Raw genomic sequence first — 22,232 nt, forward strand, 5'->3', positions numbered from 1 at the left:
CATGAGAAAATCACTATTTGGCTATGGTGGCACGACAAAGGCTATCGCTAAAAACTTCGTAAATGACGGACTTTGGGATATATATGATGATAAATTTAGCGAAATTTCTAAGGATGAGTTTGGCAACGCTCTTTTGCCAGTTGGCGAATTTGACCCAGCAAAAAGCGGCCTAGAGATACCAAGCCCAGGCATCCCGCCTCACCACGAGCTTGTCAAAAAAGCTAAGAATTTGATCAGCGAATATGACTATTTTTACGAAATTTACAAGGCGCATCTGCCATTTAACATCTGGATAAGCGGCACAAACGGCAAGACGACGACCACAAAGATGATGCAGCACCTGCTAGAGAGCAAAGGCTCAGTCATGGGCGGAAACGTCGGCATCGCACTAGCAAATTTAGACCCGCATGCTAAAATTTGGATACTTGAGACTAGCTCATTTACCCTGCACTATACAAAGCGCGCCACACCAGGAATTTACGTGCTTTTGCCGATCACTCCAGACCATCTAAGCTGGCATGGCAACATGAGCGAGTACGAAAAGGCAAAGCTTAAGCCGCTTTCTAGCATGAGCGAAACAAGCGTAGCTATCGTGCCTGAAATTTACGCTAAAACGCCTACAAAGGCCAAAGTGATCGCCTATAAAGATGAGAGCGACTTGGCTCAATTTTGCGCTGTAAATTTGGATGATATAGCCTTTAAAACGCCATTTTTGCTTGACGCGCTACTGGCACTTGCGGTGGAGAAAATTTTATTTGACCGCTGCGATGTGGGGCTTTTAAACACATTTGTCATCGAGGCAAACAAGCTCGAAGAATTTACTGATAAGATGGGTCGAACCTGGGTAAATGACACAAAAGCGACCAACATAGATGCGAGCATTCAAGCCGTGAAACGCTACAAAGATCACTTCATGCACCTGATCTTAGGCGGCGATGACAAGGGCGTTAGCATGGATGAGCTCTTTGAAAATTTAAAGGGTCTTAAGGTCAAAATTTATGCCATCGGCTCAAATAGCGACAAGCTTATGAATTTAGCTGCCAAATTTAGCGTGCCTGCCCTAAAATGCGACTTTTTACAAAACGCCGTAAATGAGATAAGCAAAGAGCTTAAAAGTGGCGAGATAGCGCTTCTAAGCCCAGCAGCTGCGAGCCTTGATCAGTTTAAGAGCTATGCCGAGCGAGGAGATAAATTTAAAGAGTTTATAAGGGCTCTTTAAGTCGCAATTTCCTCTTAAATTTAACCTGCTATTTCATAAATTTACAGGTATTACTTTGACGTAAAACAATGATAATATCTGGCTCATCTTGCTACAATCCCCTAAAAAAATAAGACCTTAGCTATATATGTTTTTTAAATTTATCCGATATGGCTTAGACTAAAACAAGGAAAGATATGAAAGAAAAAAAGCTGATCATAAAAGACATTCAGGGTGAAATTTACATCATAAGCCAAGACGGAAGCATAAAAATGCTAAAAGATGGCGATGAAATTTACGCTGGAGAGAAAATTTTTACTAAAAATTTAGATGCCAAGATCACTTTAGAAAATGGCGAGCAGGTAAATTTAAGCGCTCATCAAAGCGTAAATTTAGATGAAATTTTAAAAATTTCAACAAAACCAGCAGAAGAAAAGGGCGAGAGCGAGCACGGATACGGATCATCGGCGAGCGAGGGCATATCTCTAAGTGCTGCTAGCTTTGTCACAAGCGGACATAGCGCAAATATCCATCAAATTTACAACCAACACAGATCTTTAGAGCCAAACGTAAATAGCACCCAGCCAAGCGAGCTAAAAAGCGCCTCAGGCGCTTCAAGCCTAGCCTCTAGCACGCTGGTAGAAAAAAGCGGCGGCGCTGCAGAGCCAAAAGAAGAGCCATTTATAGATACCATAAATGTGTTAAATGTCACAAACAGAGGACTAGACGCAGATATATGGCTTTATGACTCAGTTAGAAACCATGGGCGAGGGCTTGATTATTATGATATAGAGCATAATAGCAAAAGCATACTAAAAGAGTGGAGTGCAAGCCATCACGTAAGTGCGACAAGTACTTTTAATGACCTATATTACTATAGTGGGCAACAGGCTGATCCTGGATATTTCGACACATCAGATCCAGCTAAAGCTAGCAGACTACGCGACCGTACTCCGACAGCTATGGAGCTCGCTAGGATAGGCAGAGCTTCAAATGCAGACTATGCCAATGATAGACTAAGCGAAAATATGACCAGCCCCTTCAAGCCACACAATTTAAACGGACACTATAAACTATATGAGTCCAAGATAACAGCAGATGGAGTAATGGTCAGTATGGATGGCTGGATATTTATAAAAAATCGTAGTGATATTAACAAGTTTTATTATGATTCAAAGCATGAAAGGCAAAGTATTAAGTTTGAATTTGATGGTAGAGAAATTTCATGGCAGCCATTTGGATCGGCAAGTAAAAATGGCGGCAGGGATGAAGGCAATGCCATACAAAGCGAAAGCACAAGTAGCCTAAATTTAACAGAAGACTACGGCTTTTATAAAGTACATATAGAAGTATCTGATGAGAGATATAGTTATATTTTTGTAGCATTCTCTGGTATCAGCCCTAATAAAATTATTTCAGATGACCCTAACATAAAACTAGTCAGCAACGCCTACATGGAGGCTCTTGAACACAATCATCTTGTGACAAAAGAGAGCGATACATTTTATAAAGCAGCCAAAAAGCCTGATGGCACTATATTTGGTAGCAATGCAAGCGACTTTAATGAGCCTTATAGCCTAAAATTTGAAGGCACTAAAGACGTTGGTAGTAATGATGATGATAAATTTATCTTTAACTCACACGATATCGACGCAAAAGGTGGTAAAGACACGCTACTTTTTACCCAAAACGTGGATCTAACAAAGATAGAGGAGCTAGATAAGCGCCTTGAGAGCTTTGAGCGCATCGAGCTTGATCACACAAAGGCTGTGAAGCTAAAGCTAAACGGGCAAAACATAAGCGACATGATAGACTCCAACCCTACCAAAGGACCTGATGGCTTAGAGAGCCTAAACACCATCCTCAAAATTTCAGGCGATAGTGACGACGTGGTGCAGCTAGTTGGAAATTTCGTAAAGGCCACAAATGGCGAAGTAGCCGCGCTAAATGCAAAAAATAGCGTCATCGGAGCTGATGATAACAAGCTCAATGAGGTTGGTGGCGAAGCGGTCAATCAAGTCTATAAAGGCGAAAATAACGCTGGACAGACATTTTTCGTAGAGATAGATAAAAATGTGCATGTCGAGGTGATGTAGTACAAACTATATCAATTTTAAGAGTTTTTCCGATACTACAATACACACATTTTACAGGGATGAAAAAATGCCAAATTTTGACGCCATAAGGATCGGCGTTATCAAAAAGATCAAGGGTGAAGCCATCGCCATAAGCAGGGACGGCACTATGAGGGTGCTGCACAAAGGCGATGAAATTTACCTTGGTGACGATATAAAAACGAGCGAAAACTCGAACCTTACCATTGTTTTTGATGACGGCGAAAAGGCTTATGTCGGCTTTAGCTCGGTATTTCACACGGTAAATGTCTTTGCTGAGCACAAAGGCGAGCTAGTCATCCCAAAAAACGCAAACATCCTTGAAAATCACAAAGAACACGCAAATGACGATGATCAAATCTCCCATCAAGAGCTATCTTCTCACGGCTCATCACCACATAACTTCGCCTCAGCAAGCAGTAGTGGCATCAAATTTGAACTAGGTGGTCACTACTCAAATATCTACGACTTTTACACAGGTTTGCGCGCTCTTGAAGCTAGGCATGACGAGGTCAAATGGCCAGTTGGCGAGGCTAAGATCGGCGGGGTCTCTTACGCTGGATTTGGCGCCCAAAACCTAAATTTCACACCGCCAGAGCCAAACATCGTGCTAAATTTTAACCTCACAAGCGATACTGGCGAGAAAAAAGGCTTTTTAGGAGGAGCGCAGCTAAACTCACTACCAAAAACTCCTGATGGCAAGAAAATCATCACAAGCATAGACGCCCATATCCCAGACGTTGCTAAAAATGGCGACATCATCACGATAAAGACAAACATGAAAGGTGGTGGCAAAACTAGTAGCTACAAAGTAAATACGATAACAAACGAGCTAATCCCAGTTGATAGCACCGGCACACCTACTGGAGCGCCTCCTATACCTATCGTAAATGGCAAAGCAGAGATCACTGGGGTTGAAATTTTAAACCATGGCAAAACGACCGTGACAAGCTCATACACCACTGGTGGCAGGACATTTACCGCGCCGCCAACTGCTTATGAGCTAAACGACACGCCAGCCATCTCAAAAGTGACAGCCACGCTTGATCTTGACAAAAATGGCGACGGCGTGATAGATGCGACCGAGCTAGGATATGGCAGTGGCACGCAAACTAGCGGTATGAAATTTGTAGTGCCTGATGAGCTTAGCACTGGAGATAAGATCACGTTTAAGCTAAATGAACCAGGCAAACCACCAGTTGAGAAGAAATTTACGCTAGATAAAGAAAATGGCACGGCAACTGATGAGGACGGCAACACCTATACATTTACGACCGATGAAAATGGCACAGTCAGCTTTAGCGTGCCAAACATCGCAAACATCACAGCAGGAAGCAGCATAGAAACTGGCGTAGTCGATAAATTTGGCAACGTCTCAGCCACAAGCACTACGCCAAGCAGCAGTGTAAGTGACACTGTAAAAGTGACGCTAACAGCTGATAAAAACGGCGATGGTCTGATAAGTAGCGACGAGATAGGAGATGGCACTTCAAAGGTTGAGATAAATTTACCTCGCACTATAAAACCAAAAGAGAGCGTCACTATAAACATAGGTGGCTCGCCAAAAGAATTTGTCGTAAGCGATGATGGCACAAGCGTTTATGATAAAAACAGCCCAAACGTAGTAGTGCCAATAGTTAATGGTAAATTTGAAGTGCCAGGCGTAAGCGTGCCAGTGGCACCTGGCTCAAGTGTATCTATAAGCACAACGGTTAATGACGAGCATGGCACGCCAAAACCAAATGGCACAAGCAGCCAAACCACCCCAAGCGTCGTAGTAGCTCCTCCTGTAAAATCAGCCAAGATAAGCTTTGATAGTGACTTGGGCTCTAGCAATAGAACACCAGATGGCAAGATAGATACCTCAGAAAACAGATACAATGACGGCGATCCAACAAAAACTGAGGCATCTATAAAAATCCCAAGCGTGATAAAAGAAGGCGATAAGATAGCCATAGATGTCACAAATCCAGACGGCAGCAAAACGCACAAGGTCTACACATACACTAATGGCAAGATAATCGCCCCTGATCACAATGAAGTGCCACTAAATGATAGTAAATTTAAGATCACAGTGCCAATAGAGCATGGCAAAACCACAAGCATAACGACGACCATGATGGACAAGGCTGGCAACAAAGGCGAGAGCGACACAAATGAGATAAAATTTAGCGACAGCCCAGTGGCTAAATTTGTCAAAGACGCTGACGGAGATGGGCTCATAGATGACACCACTGGAGCTATAACGACCTCTGATGTAAAGGTCTATCTCCCAAGTAGCGCAGTGCCAAAAGATGAGCTAAAGATAAGCATCCTAAACCCACTTACTAACAAACAATCAACCGTGAGCTACATCCTAGACGATGATGGCGTGCATATGATAAATAAAAAAGATCCAAGCGATATCAAGGTGATAAGTGACGGCGCTATCACCATACCAGACGTGACGGTAAGTAGCAAGCGACCTACCCTAGTCGATGCGACCCTTATAAAAGATGATGGAAGTGCAATATCAGGCACTTCAAGTGGCAGGTTATTTGCCTTTGGTGTGCTTGACTATATAGACGATGTAAAGCTTGTTACAAAGATAGATAATGCCGATATCCACTCTGCAAAATACCTAAACGAAGAGAACTACGAGCATATCATCTCGACAAGCCAGTATGAGTCAAATTCGACCCAAAAGATAAACTACAACATCGCTCTTACAAATGACGAACAGCCATACATTAAATTTGGTATAAATAAGCCCGATACCACAAGTGACGGCAAAGGCTACGTGCTAATCGAGATAAAAGATGAAAACGGAAATATAAGTGATAGCTTTATAGCCAAGATCGAGAATAACACCGTCGTAGCAGACTTTGAAAAGGTTGGCAAAAAGCTAGATAGAACGCACCATATCATAGACGCCACCTATGTGGGGACTGACGGCGTACCTCAAAGAGATGATAACCTAACTATCACAGTCGATCTTGACTCAAAGCCTGACAAGCTAATAGAATCTGACTTTGATAATATAAAAAATAGCTCTGGTAGCTACGCTATAAATTTTAGCGGCAAAGGCGAAGCTGCAAACAATCCACACGATGAAAAATCAAAAGAGGTAGAGGTCATAGACGCTGAGACATCTGATAAGACGACACTGACACTTGATAGAAATTTAAGCTACTCTGGAAGCTTTAACGTAGCGCAAAACACTGGCAGCAAAAACTACATAATAGAAAGACTAGATGATGCAGGAAATTTAGCTGTTCAAACCGTAACTATGGTGGCAAACAAAGGGCTTGATGTTGATATGTGGTTTTATGATTGTACAAATAAAGAATTTATAAATAAATTTATGTATCCTGGACCATTTTTGCCAACAGATAGTGCAAATTTATTTTATGTAAAACATCACTATAAAGAGTGGATGGAGTGGGCAGGTGCTAGCGCTACTACTACATTTGATGAAGTCTCTTTTAGAGGAGGCAAAGACTATAAATTAAGCTGGACTAGACCATCAGCAGGAGAGTTAAACACAAATGATATGGCAAGAGTAGGACACTCCCCTATGGCAAGCGATACAGACCACACTGGCACTCACTACAATGTAAATCACTCAGGCAACTACACCTTGCTAGAAGCTGAGACGGTAGGAACAGACCTTATCATGCATATGAGTGGATGGATATACATACAAGAAGATGGCGAGTATCACGTACGAGCAGACCACTTTCAAGATCATGTATATATGGAGCTTGGTGACTATAAAATAGTTGCGTCATATTGGAACGCTGATCAACAGCCAACTTCAGCAAATCCAAACACTTGGTCTACAAGAGAGGTTAATGGAGTGGGCGATAGTTTTTTAGGATACCCAAACGTAATAAAATTAAAAAAAGGCTTTTACAAACTAAATATAGAATATATAGATCAAAGAACGGATGTGGATCTTGATATACAGATAAGAAAACATAAAAATCCTATATATACAGATGCTGACTTTAAAAATATTGGCTCGCAAGGTAGTGGTACACATCTTTTTAGTAATAGCTATATAAAAGCTTTGGAAGATAAAGGATACGTTAGTAGTGCTGACGCAAATGGCTATAGAAAAGCACTAAATGGTTATGGAAATGACCCAGATGATTTTAATAGAGTAATGCACTTAAAACACAATACAAATACTCTTGAAGGAAGTAATCTAAATGATGTCTTTATCTATAATGGCAAGAGTATAGATGCAAAAGGTGGTGTAGATAAGCTGATATTTGTTGAAGATACAAAACTAGAAAAAGTAAGTAATTTAAATGATACTTTAAAAAGTTTTGAACGTTTGCAACTAGGTACTGAAACCCAAGCTGTCTCAATATCACTAAATACTAAAAACGTTCTTGATATCATAGACTCAAAAGAGACCACCATAACCATTGGTTCAGGAAGTGGTAGAAAAAAGATACAAGATACGCAAAATATGAATACTGTCTTAAAAATCTCAGGCGATGATGAAGATGGCGTTAAGCTAATAAGTGATGGAAATAATAAATTTGAACTAGCTACTGATAAAGAAGTGACTATGCTTAACTGGAAACATAGTCAAGCCATTGGAGATGAATTTAATAAAGTAGCGATTGATGGTAGTGGACATGCACTAAATCACGTCTATAAGGGCACATACACTGATGGAGCTAACACAAAAACATTTTTCGTTGAGATAGATAAAAATATCAAGATCACTCACGAGGGAGATGATCAAAATAATACCTTTACCTACGAAGGCAAAAAGATAGACGCAAAAGGCGGCGTAGATACACTCATCTTTACTGAAAACATCGATCTTAGCAGAGTGGATGATCTAAATGATAAACTAAAGAGCTTTGAAATTTTACAGCTTGGCAGCAAGAGCACTCAGGCGGTCTCGATAGGACTGGATGCCAAAAGCGTGCTTGATATCATAGACTCACAAGTAACAGATGGTGGCTTAAAAAGCGTAAATACCGTGCTAAAGATCAAAGGCGACAATAACGACAAAGTGGCGCTGGAGGGTAAAGGCACTATCTTCACGCAAGCTACAGACAGCGAAGTGGCAGCACTAAATTTAAAGCATAGCACTTTAGGTGATACGCACAACCAAGTGGCGATTGATGGTAGCGGACATGCACTAAATCAAGTCTATAAAGGCGTATATGGTAGCGGAGCTGGCGCACAAACATTTTTTATCGAGATAGACAAAGATGTAAGTGTAGTAAATTTGGTGCATTAAATTTAACTCTGTCAGGCTAAAATTTATAGTTTTGTATTTAAATTTCTTAAAAACAAAAGCTTCTTGTATATTTTTAAACTTAGTTTAAATATTTAAAATGTATAATCCAATTTCTTTTATCAACGTGGTTGGATAGCTCAGTCGGTAGAGCAGCAGACTGAAAATCTGCGTGTCGGCAGTTCGATTCTGCCTCTAACCACCATTTCTTTTTCATAAACTTTTTTCATGGACACGGACAGATGGGTGAGCGGCTGAAACCACACCCCTGCTAAGGGTGCAGCTCTTAATCGGGGCTCGAGGGTTCAAATCCCTCTCTGTCCGCCACAAACCCCAAAAATACGGCATTTAACAACAAATTTATAAAATAAAAAAATCCCTATGCCGACCCAAATTAATAAATTGAAATATCTCGTTTAAAGTCTTTTAAGTTTTAATTAAGATAATTTACATAGACATCGTAAATCATTTTAGGAGTGGAATGGCCCAAGAGCTTTGATAACTCTACTGGAGTAACATAATTACCATAAAGCATAGAAGTAGCATAAGTATGTCGCATATTATAAAGTCGCCTATATGGCAAATTTAATTCATATAATATAGGCTTCCAAAAATCAGAAGTAAAAACGCCAGTATCTCTATAAGGTTCATTATATTGTGTTTGTAAAAGATAAATATTGTCTTGATAGCTCTCAATATATTTTTTAAGCTTATTATACAAATTATCCAAGATAGGTATAGTTCTAATTGAATAAATTGTTTTAGGTGTATTCTCGCCAAATCTGGACCTGGTAGAATTAATATTTATAACCCTATTTTCTAAATCAATATCTTTTAATTTTAAAGATAATATCTCGCCAGTTCGCATGCCTGTAAAAAAGCCAATATATAAAAAAATTTGGAATCTATCATTATATCTAGTAGATAATCTTAGAATATCATTTACTTGCTGGCTAGTAAAAGGCTCTATTCTTGGTGTCTTATGGACTATGCTTTTAATATGTATAATGGGATTTTTATCAATTATTTCATCTTCTAGGGCAAGCTTTAAGATCATAGATAAAGAATTTAAATAATGTTTTTTACTTTTATTAGAAACGTCTTGTATAGAATTAAGCCATAAACGAATAACGCTAGGCTTTATTTCGTAAATATCTAAATCAAAGAAAACATTTAGCCTATTTTTTACAATGCCTTTATTCTTACAATACGTAGATAATTTCCATTCAGACTTACCGAGCTTAAGATATAAATCAGCATAGTATTTAAATTTAACGTTTTGCATAGTTAAAATTCATTGCAAATCAAAAATCTATCTACAAAACTATCAATATCAGGAGCATTAAGATCGTGCCTTTCATGATAATGCGTAAAATTATCTAAGTTACGATCAAGCATTAAATTTTCAACATAGGCTAAATGCTGGGCATTTACATCACCGCCCAAGCTTTGATAATAATTGACTAACTCGTAATCTTTCATTCTGCTTACTGGTTTAGGCTTTTCATCGCTTTTAAAAAGCTCATCGCAAAGCTTTAAAATTTGTCTTTGTTTTAAATTAGTGCCAAAGCTCTTTATTTCATCGCTTGCATCTTCGTATCGTTTTATAGTATTGCTATCTTTAATTATTCTAGTCTTTTGCCAAAGTTCGCCAAATTCATCAAATATTTTTAAAGGCTTCCTGGTATCAGGATCAACGACAACAGTAACCAAGCCTTTATTATAATTTTTAGTAAGAGATATTAGGTCAATACTGCCGTTTAGTTTTCTATAAATTTCAAGACTAATAAACGTTTGCGACATAGTAAAACGCCTAATTTTATGCTTTAAATACCAGTAGCTTATATCGGTCAAGTTATCCAAATCAGGGTTTTGGCGTAAATCATCAAGAGTTTTAAAAATATACTTCATAACATACGAAGTAGCGTTTTTAATATCGGTTTCAACCCTGCTATGAGTATCTAAAAAATTATCTTTAATAACTCGAACACAATCATTAAATTTTTCTTTTTGAACAAAAACAAGAAAATTTAAATGGCAAGTCCCATCTAAATGCGGCTCTTTTGTAGTTATGTAGCATCTTTTATCTGAAGCAATACCCCTAAAACATCGAGAACCAATAATTTTTCTAACTAAAGTTTGAAGCCTGCTAGCTCCTGCGCTAACGCTATGATCTTCATCATCGATATACTTTTTATTATAAACAAGCTTTTTTCTACCACTCTTAAGGGTTATAAGCTTTTGTTTATGATACTCACTAGGCAAGGTAAAAACTGCAAAGATAGGACAAAGCCCTTGACTTTGAGCATAATCATTAAGACTAGCTACTCGGTTATTAAGCTCCGCAATGTATCTGTTCGAGTTATGCCAGCTAGAAAAATAAAAGTTAGAGTAAGGGACATACTCGCCATTTATCATAAAGAAATTGCTGTCTAGAAATTTCTTTTGATTTTCTAACTTAGTTTTTAAAAAGATTTTATCAGTTTCACTAATACCATACATTTTACACCTTTGTACACAGTTATATTATATATAGCCAAGAGCGCACGCTCATTCCCCACTACGTGGGGCCCCTTTTGCGTTGCGCGCTGCGCTCGTCAAATAGCGTTCTAAAGCAATGTGTTTATCTGCTGGATCATAATAAAACTCTGAAAAAATATCTTTCTCAGATGGTAACATAGTGATAAATATACTAAAACTATAATCGCTAGTCTTTTCGCTTTTATATGTTGTTATATCACCAAGAATAGGAATGTTTTCAATAAATGGAATAGTCTTTGTTGATTTAATTGTTTCTTTGCTATTAATACCGCCAATAAGAAATGAATTTGTATCAGTAAGATAAACATTTGTTTTTAGATGCCTACTTGAAATTCTAGGAGTTAATGTATCATCAAGCAAATTTTCAATATATAGATCCAAAGTAAAACTAACACTATCATTAGTAATCAAGACACTTGAAATATAAAGCTTTAAACCAACATCTTGATATTCAACTTGGTTGGTAGTAATGCTTTGACTATTTTGAATATCGATTGATGATTTTTGAATAGGGGTTTTTATAACGCTCTCAATTACGCTATCTTTATTATCAATAACAGTAACTCTAGGATTATAGATCAGATCAGAAACGCCCTTTTCTTTAAGTAAATTTATAAGACTGGTGACAGAATCTTTATTAACTTTGGTGCTATCGACTGTAAGAACGTTGGTAATAATTTTAAAGTAGAAATGATCTAAAGGACTTAAGATAGATTCTATACGTGGTCCAATCTCTTTAAGCTTTGTGTTATCTGTGCTAATAATAGTAAAGCTAAGCTGTCGTAATTGATAGCTAGTATCAAGCCCATTAATAAGATTATCAATAATCTTATACTGGCTTTCAGTGGTAATAAGCAATATCCTATCACTATAAACAGTGTATTTTATATTTTCACTAAACAAAGATAAGGCAGATACAACATCTTCTTTTGATATGTGCTTAAATTTTATTATATAGTCTTTCAAAACTGGCTTATCTTCAACTTTTGGATTATATATCAACAAAACGCTATCTTGAATCAAATAATCAAGACCATTCACGTTTAAAATATCTTTAAGCAACTTAGAAAAAGTATCAGTATTGCTTAAATCAAGCGTAGGTAAAAACACGTCAAAGTTAGTATCAACATTGCCACTAATGACAATATTTTTACCAGTTATAGAACTAATCTCGCCTAAGAAATCGTTAAAGGCAATATTACGATATTCTAAGGCAGATAAACTACTTGAGAGTAGGAAGCATAGGACTAGAATCAGTTTTTGGAGATTTTTCATTTGCAAACCCTTGTGATGAATTTTCTAAGCTTTTTAAAACCCTTTCAAAATCTGCATGGCAAGAAACAAAGTAATCAATGTAGTTGCCTGACTTCTTATCTTGTAAGAATATATGGCAGTTTGAGAAAGAAAGGAGTTCTAAGAAGCTATCTAAAGATAAATCAATGGCGTAATTTCTAAATTTACAACCGCTTGGAAAGCAAGTTACCCTTAGATAGATTCTATTATTATTAAAAATAGTGGTGTTTATATCTGAATTATCTACACTATTTGAAATTGTTTTAGGCTCTTTAGAATCAGAAGTATTTAAATCAACAAACCTAGTATCTTGAATAGTTGATTGAGCTGGCTCATGTTTAGGCTCTAAGAATTTATATATAGCGTAAGAAGCTACAATAAAAATTATTAAAAATAAAATCTTTTTAGTTGCATAGCTTTTATAAATTTCTTTTGAACCACTACTATATAAATCTGAAACTTTTTGATTAAATTTTAGATTTTCAGAACGAATAAGATTGTAATTAAAATTAGATGAAGTGCTATAGACTTTATATTTAAAAAGACTACTAAAGAGCCTTTTTCCGCTAGGCTGAGCCATATACATGAGCTCGGTATGAACTAAATATTCTCTATTTGTCTGACGTTTAGACTGGAAAAGAAAGATAATATCTATCCCAAAGTGTCCATGATAGCTTAGAAATCTACCCAAGCTCTCATTAAAGTTTTTAGTAAAGGTGTTGTAAGCTTCATCAAGAACTATCAAGCAATGATGATAATTTTCGTAAATTCCATTTTTCAAGGCATATTCATCATAATTATCTACATTCTCTAAAAAGCCATTTTCATATTGAGAACTAAGGGTATATTCTTGACTAACGGCAGTAAGAAAATCATTTTTATCATATTGCTTTACAAAGCCGTTAAAATGATCAAATTTTAAGCCATTGATATTAGTATAAATAAACCTATACTTTGATTCGCCTTTTAAGTGCAATTCATACTCATCATTTATTAAATGAACCGCTTTATAAGTTTTTCCAGAACGTGGCGGACCAATAATTAAACTAAGCATGCTATCTACTCATTAAAGTTAATAGATCAGTTATGATCTTTGTCATATTAGCCCTAACATACAAGATAACCCTATAAAGCTGGAGAGCAAAGAACAAGCTAAGAATAGATATAAACAAGGTCATTGCAGTTGAAAAAGCAGAAGCTAAACCGCTTTGATGTAAAAACTCCATAGCAGAATTTAAAACAGTCTGATTAGGCAAACCGCCAAAAGAACCACTAACGCTAGAGCCATAATCAAACATTTTAGGGATATACTCCCTAAGTAAATTCCAAATTTTCATAATAAATAAAATGGCATAGCCAGCAAAAGCAATAAGAAAAGCCACAAAAGAAGCATAAATAGGCACAACAAAGGCTAAAATAGTATTTCTTATGCCAATTTTCTTTACTAGAAATTCAATAAAATTAACTATAAAACCACCAACCGCACCGATTAACCATTTCATGATTCACCACCCACCCTAAAGAGATATTTCAAAGAAAACATAATGATCTCGAAGCTAAACCAAATCGTGAAAAACAAAGTAAGAATAGACCTATAAGGAGTAACAAAACGACAAGGATCGATATTAAATAAATTATTTTTACCGCTACCAGGAGTTGGACCACTAATAGTAAAAGGACAAGTTCCTTTTGGAATATCAGGAGCATCAATACCTTTATTAAAAACGTCAAGCGACTCGTTAAAGTTATTCATTAAGTTGTCAATATCGCTCTTAAAGTTGTTCAAAAAATTAAAAGCATCATTAACGGACACATCAAATTTAGCAAGCTCGCTTTGCAGTGCAGAAAAAGAAGTAGCAGTATTAACATTAGGCTCATAATTCCATTGTTCTAACTGTTGATTTTTGATAGAAGTTAAAGTATCGTTTATAGTATCAAGCTTGGCACTATTTCTATTTAAAGCCTGCTCTAAAGAGCTTAAATCAATAGACTGGGTAGGCTGGCTAGGAGTAGTTGTTGATGATGAACCGCCACTACCTGAATTAGATGAGCTACCAGATGAATTTGTTGATGTGCTATCTTTTGGAATAGAATTAGTAACTTTATTATCAGAAGTAATAGTATTAACGTAACCAGTAGAAAACTTATTACTACCGCTTGGGGTCTTATAAATATAAGAATAAGTTACATCTTGAACCTTAGAGCCAGTAGATGTAGTAGTTTCAACAACTTCAACATCAATAACACTTTTATCAGGGGTAACAATATTACCTTTGTAAGTTGCTTTATTGCCTGCATTGCTAGTTTGCTTAATTGTCATGGGCAAATTTGGAGTAGGTTTATCAGAAGCTTTAAACATAGTATTTAAATCATAATCAAGGTTTATGTTTTTAACTTCATTAGGAACAGTTATATCTTTTGTGGGGATAGGTTTAGACATATCCTTAAGCTTTGCAGTAACAATTGTATTGTTTTCAATTTTAGAAACTGAAGCATCTTTTGGCAAATCAAATTTTCTTAAATTTGGAGAAACATCGGCAGTTGCTTGGGGTGACTTAACTATATTTGATGAAGCTGAAGCAGTGGAATCAAGCTTGCCAGTTTCTTTAAAAACGCTGTTAAAAACAATTGCATTATCATCAACTGGATTAAGGTTAAAAACTGGCTCAGGACCAGCCTTAGTAGCTTTAATATCAACTATTTGGGGGCGATATTCTAATAAATTTAAATTAGCAGGCTTAGAACCACTAGAAAAAAGACCCTTAAAAAAAGACCCTAAAGAGCTAAGACCATTTTTTAAAGCATTAATGGGCAATGGGATCATAAAACCACCCATAATAAAAAGATCATTTTCAAGCTTTATTTCTGAGTTAATTCTATAAATAGTTTCAGGCGCCAAACAACCTTCAGGAAATCGCATACAAGTAGCCATTTCAGCACCACTAAGATTATCAAAACAACCATCATGAAATTTCCAACCCATTTTTTCACAAGTAGGTTTATCTATTTTAGGATCAGGCAGACACTCTTCAACAATTTTATCCCTTAATAGAAGCTCTACCTTTCTTTCATTGTAGATCATAGGTTTAGGACACCAATCAGGGCGTTTTAAATCAGGCTCACATTTTCCAGTTTCTTGACTAAAAGAATGATCTTTTGGACAAGATTCGCACTGTTTAGTTTCAGAATTAAAAACTTGATTAGCAGAACACTCAACATAAGAACTATTTATACGAAATTCAGTTATGTTTGTATAGGTGAATAATTCACCGTTATGGGCATCACTCTCTTCATACAAATAAGATGAATATTTATTTTTATAAACAAAATAACCACTAAACCGAACATTATCAACAAAGTAAAGATAATCTCCAGCAGTATAAAAACCGCTTGATTTAGTCGGATTAAAATAAAGACGATCTTCAACAGAATAAGTAGTAAAAATTCTATATCCCCCAGTTTCAGGAACAGAACATTTTACAAATTTTTTACCAGATAAAAATTCGCAATCTCCAAAAGGATAAAGATTTCCTAAATTTACATCAGTATCAACCCAAACTTCTTTTGAGAATGAAAAAGAGCTTAACAAGCTAAGCAGACAAAAAAGCTTTAAAAGAAATTTAACCATAATATTGAGCTCCTATTCATTACTGACGCGCTTCGCTTGTCACTTCTTTTTTATCCAGCGGAAAAAAAGAAGTTTAAAGCTTCGCAAGGAAAAATTTATATCTAAAAAACTATTTCACAAAAGAGAGAGCTATAACGTATATAAAAATAGGCACAAAAAAGAGAGAGAAAACATTTAAAAAATAATTAAATACATCATTGTTAAATACTTCAATCATCGTGTAGCTCCGACTATAATTAACCCAATAAGAAAAGAAAATGCTATAAGTATCGCAGAAAAACCCATGAGAAAGTTAAATTGATATTCATATATACCTAAATTTGGAAGTAAATCATTTTTTTGAATGTAGCAAATATTAGTTTCAGTGTTAAAAAGATAGTTTGTTTGAAAATTAGAAAATGAATAATCAGAAGTAGAAACGCTATCATCAAAATTTACAAAAAATACTTTTTTATCTTTTATGTAGAAATCTTTAACACAGATATTTAGATTAGGAACGTATATAGCATTTTCTTTCATTATTTTAACCTTACAAGGGAGCAAAAAGCCCCCTATAAAAAACTACTTTATGAAAGACTTGACTCTGCCAGCAATCATAAAGATAAAAGCGACAGCAATAACGCCAGCAAACACGTAATCGAACAAAGCATAATCAGCTTTTAATGGCGTAGCCGGAACAGTTGGAGCATCTGCCGCAAAAAGAGCTGGAGCAGTTAGCAACATAGAGCTAGCAACAGCAACTTTACCCTTAGTAGATTTTAGAAAATTTTTAGTTTTTTCCATATCTAACTCCTTTTTAAAATTTTAGAGATCAATCTCTACAAAATTTAAAAAATAAACTTTGTAGAAATTGATATGAGCGGGAGAGTGGTTTGCTACTCACATTAAGGCATAGCCCCCGCTTTTAACTATTTAGATGATTTAGTTTCTTTCAAAAAAGGATTTTCATTGAAAACTTGGAAACTTAAAGTTTCATCAGGGAACATATATGCACCATTGCGAGTATTTAAAAAGCGATATGGAACAGCGATATATTTGCCTTTTACAGAATCAAATTTTGGCTTAAGAGAAAAGTCATAATTGATAGTTTCAGTTGATTTAACAAGATAGCCGTGTTGATCGCGACTTTCAAAAGTGATAGTTACGTCGATAGACGATGAAACTTCGCCAGTTTTCTTGTCGATGCGAGAAATCGGACGAACTTCGTCACAAAGGCCTAAAAGATAAGTGTACATGTGTAGCTCCTTAAAAAATATTTGTTTTGTAGCTAAGTATTTTAGGGGCAGAGCTACACCACCCCCAACAGTTTTACAACGTATTAAGGTTGTAACAAACAAGCCCCTAAACATCTCTACTCTGTTGCGGGCAGTTCATTAGGTTCAAAATAGTTTAAAGCCATATTAAGGGCAAAATTTACATACCTTCGATAAAATCGGAAATATGAAATCATTTCATACGAACAATGAAATTATTTCATAATGTAACTTAAATAAAAATTAAAAATGAAAGAATTTCAAAGAATATGGAAAAAAAAGAGATAGCAAATTTACTAGACATAGAACTAAGAACACTCTATAACTGGGAAAAATCAAGACCAAAACTATATAATTTCATTATAGAAAATATTAAAGATAAACAAGAAAATAATTCAAAAACGGATGAATTAAAAAAATATTTTGAAAAATTATCAGAGATAGAACAAGAATATTTTTTATCTAGCTTAAAAGTAAAAGTATTAGAAAAAGAAATAAAACAAACAGAAACATACAAATGACAAATGCAGAAATCGCAAAAAAGCTAAAAATAGCTGAAAAAACAATATATAACTGGCGTAAAAATAGAAAAGAGCTTTTTGAAGTTATAGAAAATGGACTAAATTTAAAAGAAAACAAAGAAAGCCTATATGTAAATGATGCATATAAAAAATTAATACAGCTCTTTGAAAAACTATCAGAACAAGAAATTCAATACTATATCCTAGATATAAAAACAAGAATTTTAAAAAAAGAAATAGATAAATGAACAAAAGAGAAGTAGCCAAATTTATCGGAAAAGATATAAGCACTATCTATAACTGGAAAAAAAATAACCCAAACTTATACAAAATACTAGAATTTTATTTTCAAAAAGAAAGTGAAATAAATCCAACGCATAAAGAGCTAATAGAGCTATTTGATAAGTTAAGTGAAATGGAACAACAATTTTATTTATCAGACATAAAAGCAAGAATACTTAAAAAAGAGATAGATAAATGAAAAAATCTAATAAAATACAAAATAATTTGTCAAAAAGTATAAAAAATGACTAGACAAGAATTAGCAGAAAAATTAAATATTACAAGAAATACACTAACAAACTGGGAAAAAGAAAAACCAGAATTAATCAGATTAATAAACCAAGGTCTAGCACTAGACGATCAAATTTCGGAAACTCAAAAATTCTTAGAAAAATTAGAAAAAATAAAAGAAAAAGCAAACAATGGAAAACTAAATATAAAAGAAAAAAAATAGGTAGAGATAGATAAATGAATAAAAGAGAAGTAGCCAAATTCATCGGAAAAGATATAAAAACTATCTATAACTGGGAAAAAAATAACCCAAACTTATACAAAATACTAGAATTTTATTTTCAAAAAGAAAGTGAAATAAATCCAACGCATAAAGAGCTAATAGAGCTATTTGATAAGTTAAGTGAAATGGAACAACAATTTTATTTATCAGACATAAGAGCAAGAATACTAAAAAAAGAAATAGGTTAATAGAGTGAGAATACTAAAAACTTTATTATTGCTTTGCATTTTTTTAATTGCTGATCCAATAGAAATACACGTAGAGAAAAACAAAAACCAAAACAAATACATAAAAGATTTAAATTTAGTAGGCGACTGGAACATACAAACGGAGAGATACTTTATAGATTTTATACTAACAGCAGGCAGTAGCTGGGATATAAGTTTTAAAAAAAATCACGAAATTTTACTTGATAATCAACCAAGAGAAATGTTTTGGAAATACGACAACGAAAAAGGGGAAATAAGCATATACAACAAAAAAGAAATAACCATATACGGCGGAGATGAAATAATTTTAAAAGAATACATAGGAAATAAATGCTTTAAAGCAGAACTAAACAAAAACCACCAAATAAAAATGTGTAAAACAAAAGGAACAATAGTAAATAACGTAAAAGAATTAATAAAAATAGATATGAAATAAAATGTATAGTATTCAAATCCCTCTCTGTCCGCCACTAGTTATAAACAATCACAAATTTTTATCAACTTTTGCAAACATTGAGCCACGGTTTTAACGTTATTTTAAAACCTTTATTCAAAAAATTACAAACAATAGCAAACTATTATTATCATAACTTTTTAGCTGGCTGTTTGGCTGACTAGCTCAAAAAATAGCCAAAATATTCTGTCTTAATCAGTCAAAAAATACAAATGCCTAAACCCTCACGCCAACCGTGATCACACAATTTAAAAATTAAAGCCGATAAAGTCTTGTTAAAAAGATAGCCATGACGCATACAAGCTCTAAAAGCATAAAAGTCTTAATAAATTTAAAAGAGAAAACTATATGGATAGCACTTCATAGTAATTTTAAAAAATAGCCCTTTCTTACTATGAAATTTCATCTAAAACAATAGAAAATTTTAGTTAATAAAAGTTGATTTGCTATGAAAATTTGAATTAAAAATTCAAGGGCATTGCGCCCTTGAAATTATGATCTAACAGGTGAAAGATAAGGTTTTTCAGAGTGCATAGACATCTCGTTTTGTTGTCTAAAAGCTATATACTCTTCTTCGCTTAATTTTTTTATGTTAGCTATAGTGATCTTAAGAGGTGTGATACCTGAGAGTGGGTCGTGGTCTTGTGCGTTTGCGAGCTCATTGCCATCAGCCTCACTATAGTGGAAAGTCGTAAATATCGTACTCTCCCTAAGGTCAGGATTTACACGAAGTTTAGCTGCGATCCTGCCGCGTTTATTCTCTACCATTGCGTAGCAGCCATCTTCTAGCTCTCTTTCTCTTGCGATATCAGGGCTTACTTCGATTAGCGGACCTTCGATGCCAGCACCATACTCTAGCGGTGGGCACTCTCTAGTCATCGTACCAGTATGGTAGTGATAAACTTTTCTACCTGTTGTAAATAGGCAAGGATAGACCTCATCAGGCACTTCGCTCATCGCACCTGAGCCTACTGGATAGCCATCAGGTATATGCATTTTGGCTTTAAATTCAGCCTCCATGCTTGCACGCTTATCTTTATCGTCAGCGTAAAGTACTGGAGCTAGGCGGAATTTACCATCAGGTAGCATTGATTTGTGATCAGTATAAAGATCAGGTGTGCCTGGATGATCTTCATCGGGGCATGGCCAGCTGATGCCGCCTAGTTTTTCAAGTCTATAGTAGCTGATACCGCCAAAGAATTTAGGCATTAGTTTTCTAAGCTCGTCCCAAACCTCTTCTGCGCTTAAGAAGTCAAATCCCTCAAGTCCCATAGCTTTTGCGATGTTACAAACTACTTTCCAGTCAGGTTCTACACCACCTACTGGCTCACTTGCTTTTCTGGTTCTTTGAACGCGGCGAGATGTGTTGATAAATGTTCCATCTTTCTCACCCCAACCAGCTGCAGGTAAGACGACATCAGCCTTTTGAGCACTTTCAGTAAAGAATAGATCTTGTACGATAAAGCAGTCTAGGTGATGCGTAGCATGCACAAAGTGCTCTGTCCAAGGGTCGCTCATAACAGGGTTTTCGCCGTAAACATAAAGCACTTTTAGCTCGCCACTATCCATCTTATCAGGTGCGTATGTTAGTTTAAAGCCAGGCACTGGATTAAGCTCGAAGTGCCAAACTTTGCGAGCTTGCTCTTGTGCGTAAGCGCTATTTACTGCACCTGCTGGGATGACATTAGGTAGTGCGCCCATATCGCATGAGCCTTGAACGTTGTTTTGGCCACGAAGTGGATTTACTCCAGCGCCTTTTTTACCTAAATTTCCTGTTAGGATCGCTAAATTTGAAAGCGAGAAGACATTTGATGTGCCATCGCTAAACTGAGTGATACCCATAGTGTAGCAAATAGCAGCACTGCCAGCTTTTGCATACATCCTAGCAGCCTCAATGATGAGCTCTTTTTTGACGCCAGTCTCACGCTCAAATCTCTCAGGAGTGAAGTCTTTTACCGCTTCTTTTAGGTACTCAAAACCCTCTGCATATTTTTCGATAAATTCTGTATCTTGTAAATTTTCAGAGATGATGACGTTCATCATTGTGTTTAGTGTTTTGATGTTTGAGCCAACTGGAATTTGCAAGAAAATATCGGCTTTTTTAGCCATATCGGTGCGTTTTGGATCCACAACGATCATTTTTGCACCACGCTCTAAGCCTCTTTGCATCTGCATAGCGATGATAGGGTGGCATTCGCTTGTGTTTGTGCCTATTAGTAAAAATACATCTGTATCAGTCGCAAATTCAACAAGATCATTTGTCATCGTTCCGTTTCCAAGGGTGCTGGCAAGACCTGCCACTGTTGGAGCGTGTCAAAGACGAGCGCAGTGATCTACGTTGTTACTTCCTAAAGCACGAAAGAATTTTTGAAATACATAGTTATCTTCGTTGTTTGAACGAGCTGAACTAAAGCCCATGATAGAGCTTGGACCATATTTTTCTACGCTATTTTTAAAAGTCTTTCCTAAAAATTCATAAACCTCTTCAAAGCTAACCTCTTCGAGTTTGCCCTCTTTGTTAAACTCTCCGTTTAGTTTTCTCATCATTGGTTTAGTTAAACGTTTTGGAGAATTTACAAATTCCCAACCAAACATACCTTTTAAGCACAACTCGCCATCATTTACATGGTGGTTATCAGTCGGCTTTGCATCGACTATCCTACCGTTTTCTACGATAAGGTCTATGCCGCAACCAGTTCCGCAATACGGACAGGTTGTTTGAACAATCTTTTGCATAGATTTCCTTTCAAGTAATATTTCTAATAGTTCGGTTATTATATACCTTATAAAATAAAAGTAGTTTTAAAATTAATTATTTTACTTAAAAAAATTTTAAGTAATATGCAAAATTTGCATATTACTTTGACGCTGAATTTACGGAGTTTTTTACCATTTTTTGTCTTATTTTAAATTTGGTTTTTAGCTTAAGTGATTAAAAATAAATTTAAAGATTATGAAAAATTTATAAAAGATGGGCGAT

At 35.6% G+C, this 22,232-nt stretch carries 19 protein-coding genes and 2 tRNA genes; 11 read left to right on the plus strand and 10 right to left on the minus strand.

What is annotated here, in order from left to right:
• Position 1 precedes the first annotated feature (1 nt).
• The 5 genes from murD (at position 2) to MTT29_RS04615 (ending at position 8,884) form a co-directional block, all read left to right on the plus strand.
• Positions 2-1,219, plus strand: coding sequence for a UDP-N-acetylmuramoyl-L-alanine--D-glutamate ligase (gene murD / locus MTT29_RS04595; protein ID WP_429799908.1), 1,218 nt, complete (start codon positions 2-4; stop codon positions 1,217-1,219).
• Between the two features lie 176 nt (positions 1,220-1,395).
• Complete coding sequence (locus tag MTT29_RS04600) at positions 1,396-3,294, plus strand: hypothetical protein (protein WP_429799909.1); 1,899 nt, start codon at positions 1,396-1,398, stop codon at positions 3,292-3,294.
• A gap of 67 nt (positions 3,295-3,361) precedes the next feature.
• Complete coding sequence (locus MTT29_RS04605; protein ID WP_429799910.1) at positions 3,362-8,560, plus strand: hypothetical protein; 5,199 nt, start codon at positions 3,362-3,364, stop codon at positions 8,558-8,560.
• 126 nt (positions 8,561-8,686) lie between these two features.
• Positions 8,687-8,762 (plus strand) — tRNA-Phe (locus tag MTT29_RS04610).
• A 31-nt stretch (positions 8,763-8,793) separates the two neighbouring features.
• Positions 8,794-8,884, plus strand: a tRNA-Ser gene (locus tag MTT29_RS04615).
• A gap of 106 nt (positions 8,885-8,990) precedes the next feature.
• On the opposite strand, the gene MTT29_RS04620 is transcribed toward MTT29_RS04615, so the two are convergent.
• The 9 genes from MTT29_RS04620 to MTT29_RS04660 form a co-directional block, all read right to left on the minus strand.
• Entirely contained in the window at positions 8,991-9,842 is an 852-nt protein-coding gene (locus MTT29_RS04620; RefSeq protein ID WP_429799911.1) for a tyrosine-type recombinase/integrase, read from the minus strand.
• 2 nt (positions 9,843-9,844) lie between these two features.
• Positions 9,845-11,059: a hypothetical protein gene (locus MTT29_RS04625; RefSeq protein ID WP_429799912.1), complete on the minus strand. Its 1,215-nt coding sequence runs from the start codon at positions 11,057-11,059 to the stop codon at positions 9,845-9,847.
• Positions 11,060-11,107: 48 nt separating this feature from the next.
• Positions 11,108-12,373: a type II secretion system protein GspD gene (locus MTT29_RS04630; RefSeq protein WP_429799913.1), complete on the minus strand. Its 1,266-nt coding sequence runs from the start codon at positions 12,371-12,373 to the stop codon at positions 11,108-11,110.
• Complete coding sequence (locus MTT29_RS04635; protein ID WP_107856964.1) at positions 12,321-13,445, minus strand: zonular occludens toxin domain-containing protein; 1,125 nt, start codon at positions 13,443-13,445, stop codon at positions 12,321-12,323. The genes MTT29_RS04630 and MTT29_RS04635 overlap by 53 nt, the downstream gene beginning before the upstream one ends.
• Position 13,446: 1 nt before the next feature.
• The gene (locus MTT29_RS04640; RefSeq protein WP_103610599.1) at positions 13,447-13,893 is read right to left on the minus strand and encodes a hypothetical protein; all 447 of its coding nucleotides are present in this window, start codon (positions 13,891-13,893) and stop codon (positions 13,447-13,449) included.
• The gene (locus MTT29_RS04645) at positions 13,890-16,019 is read right to left on the minus strand and encodes a hypothetical protein (protein WP_429799914.1); all 2,130 of its coding nucleotides are present in this window, start codon (positions 16,017-16,019) and stop codon (positions 13,890-13,892) included. The genes MTT29_RS04640 and MTT29_RS04645 overlap by 4 nt, the downstream gene beginning before the upstream one ends.
• A gap of 213 nt (positions 16,020-16,232) precedes the next feature.
• The gene (locus tag MTT29_RS04650; RefSeq protein WP_429799915.1) at positions 16,233-16,538 is read right to left on the minus strand and encodes a hypothetical protein; all 306 of its coding nucleotides are present in this window, start codon (positions 16,536-16,538) and stop codon (positions 16,233-16,235) included.
• 42 nt (positions 16,539-16,580) lie between these two features.
• On the minus strand, positions 16,581-16,802 hold the full coding sequence (locus MTT29_RS04655) for a phosphonate transporter (RefSeq protein WP_107856962.1): 222 nt from the start codon (positions 16,800-16,802) through the stop codon (positions 16,581-16,583).
• A 125-nt stretch (positions 16,803-16,927) separates the two neighbouring features.
• Positions 16,928-17,254, minus strand: coding sequence for a hypothetical protein (locus MTT29_RS04660; protein ID WP_107856961.1), 327 nt, complete (start codon positions 17,252-17,254; stop codon positions 16,928-16,930).
• A gap of 287 nt (positions 17,255-17,541) precedes the next feature.
• Here MTT29_RS04660 and MTT29_RS04665 point away from each other — a divergent pair, with 287 nt between their 5' ends.
• Genes MTT29_RS04665 through MTT29_RS04690 form a run of 6 tightly spaced genes read left to right on the plus strand, consistent with a single transcriptional unit; the run spans position 17,542 to position 19,234 of the window.
• Positions 17,542-17,793, plus strand: a complete 252-nt coding sequence (locus tag MTT29_RS04665; protein WP_103578958.1) for a cobalt chelatase — start codon at positions 17,542-17,544, stop codon at positions 17,791-17,793.
• On the plus strand, positions 17,790-18,041 hold the full coding sequence (locus MTT29_RS04670; RefSeq protein ID WP_103578957.1) for a hypothetical protein: 252 nt from the start codon (positions 17,790-17,792) through the stop codon (positions 18,039-18,041). The genes MTT29_RS04665 and MTT29_RS04670 overlap by 4 nt, the downstream gene beginning before the upstream one ends.
• Complete coding sequence (locus tag MTT29_RS04675; protein ID WP_108700399.1) at positions 18,038-18,274, plus strand: histidine kinase; 237 nt, start codon at positions 18,038-18,040, stop codon at positions 18,272-18,274. Before MTT29_RS04670 ends, MTT29_RS04675 begins: the two co-directional genes overlap by 4 nt.
• A gap of 45 nt (positions 18,275-18,319) precedes the next feature.
• Positions 18,320-18,529, plus strand: a complete 210-nt coding sequence (locus MTT29_RS04680; protein WP_103579048.1) for a helix-turn-helix domain-containing protein — start codon at positions 18,320-18,322, stop codon at positions 18,527-18,529.
• 14 nt (positions 18,530-18,543) lie between these two features.
• A complete protein-coding gene (locus tag MTT29_RS04685; RefSeq protein ID WP_107860954.1) occupies positions 18,544-18,777 on the plus strand; it encodes a histidine kinase in 234 nt (77 codons plus the stop codon).
• 4 nt (positions 18,778-18,781) lie between these two features.
• Positions 18,782-19,234, plus strand: a complete 453-nt coding sequence (locus tag MTT29_RS04690) for a hypothetical protein (protein ID WP_103578955.1) — start codon at positions 18,782-18,784, stop codon at positions 19,232-19,234.
• 510 nt (positions 19,235-19,744) lie between these two features.
• On the opposite strand, the gene MTT29_RS04695 is transcribed toward MTT29_RS04690, so the two are convergent.
• On the minus strand, positions 19,745-21,988 hold the full coding sequence (locus MTT29_RS04695; protein WP_429799916.1) for a molybdopterin oxidoreductase family protein: 2,244 nt from the start codon (positions 21,986-21,988) through the stop codon (positions 19,745-19,747).
• Positions 21,989-22,232: the final 244 nt, after the last annotated feature.

It is taken from the genome of Campylobacter concisus, from assembly GCF_050447485.1.
Classification (GTDB): domain Bacteria; phylum Campylobacterota; class Campylobacteria; order Campylobacterales; family Campylobacteraceae; genus Campylobacter_A; species Campylobacter_A concisus_BQ.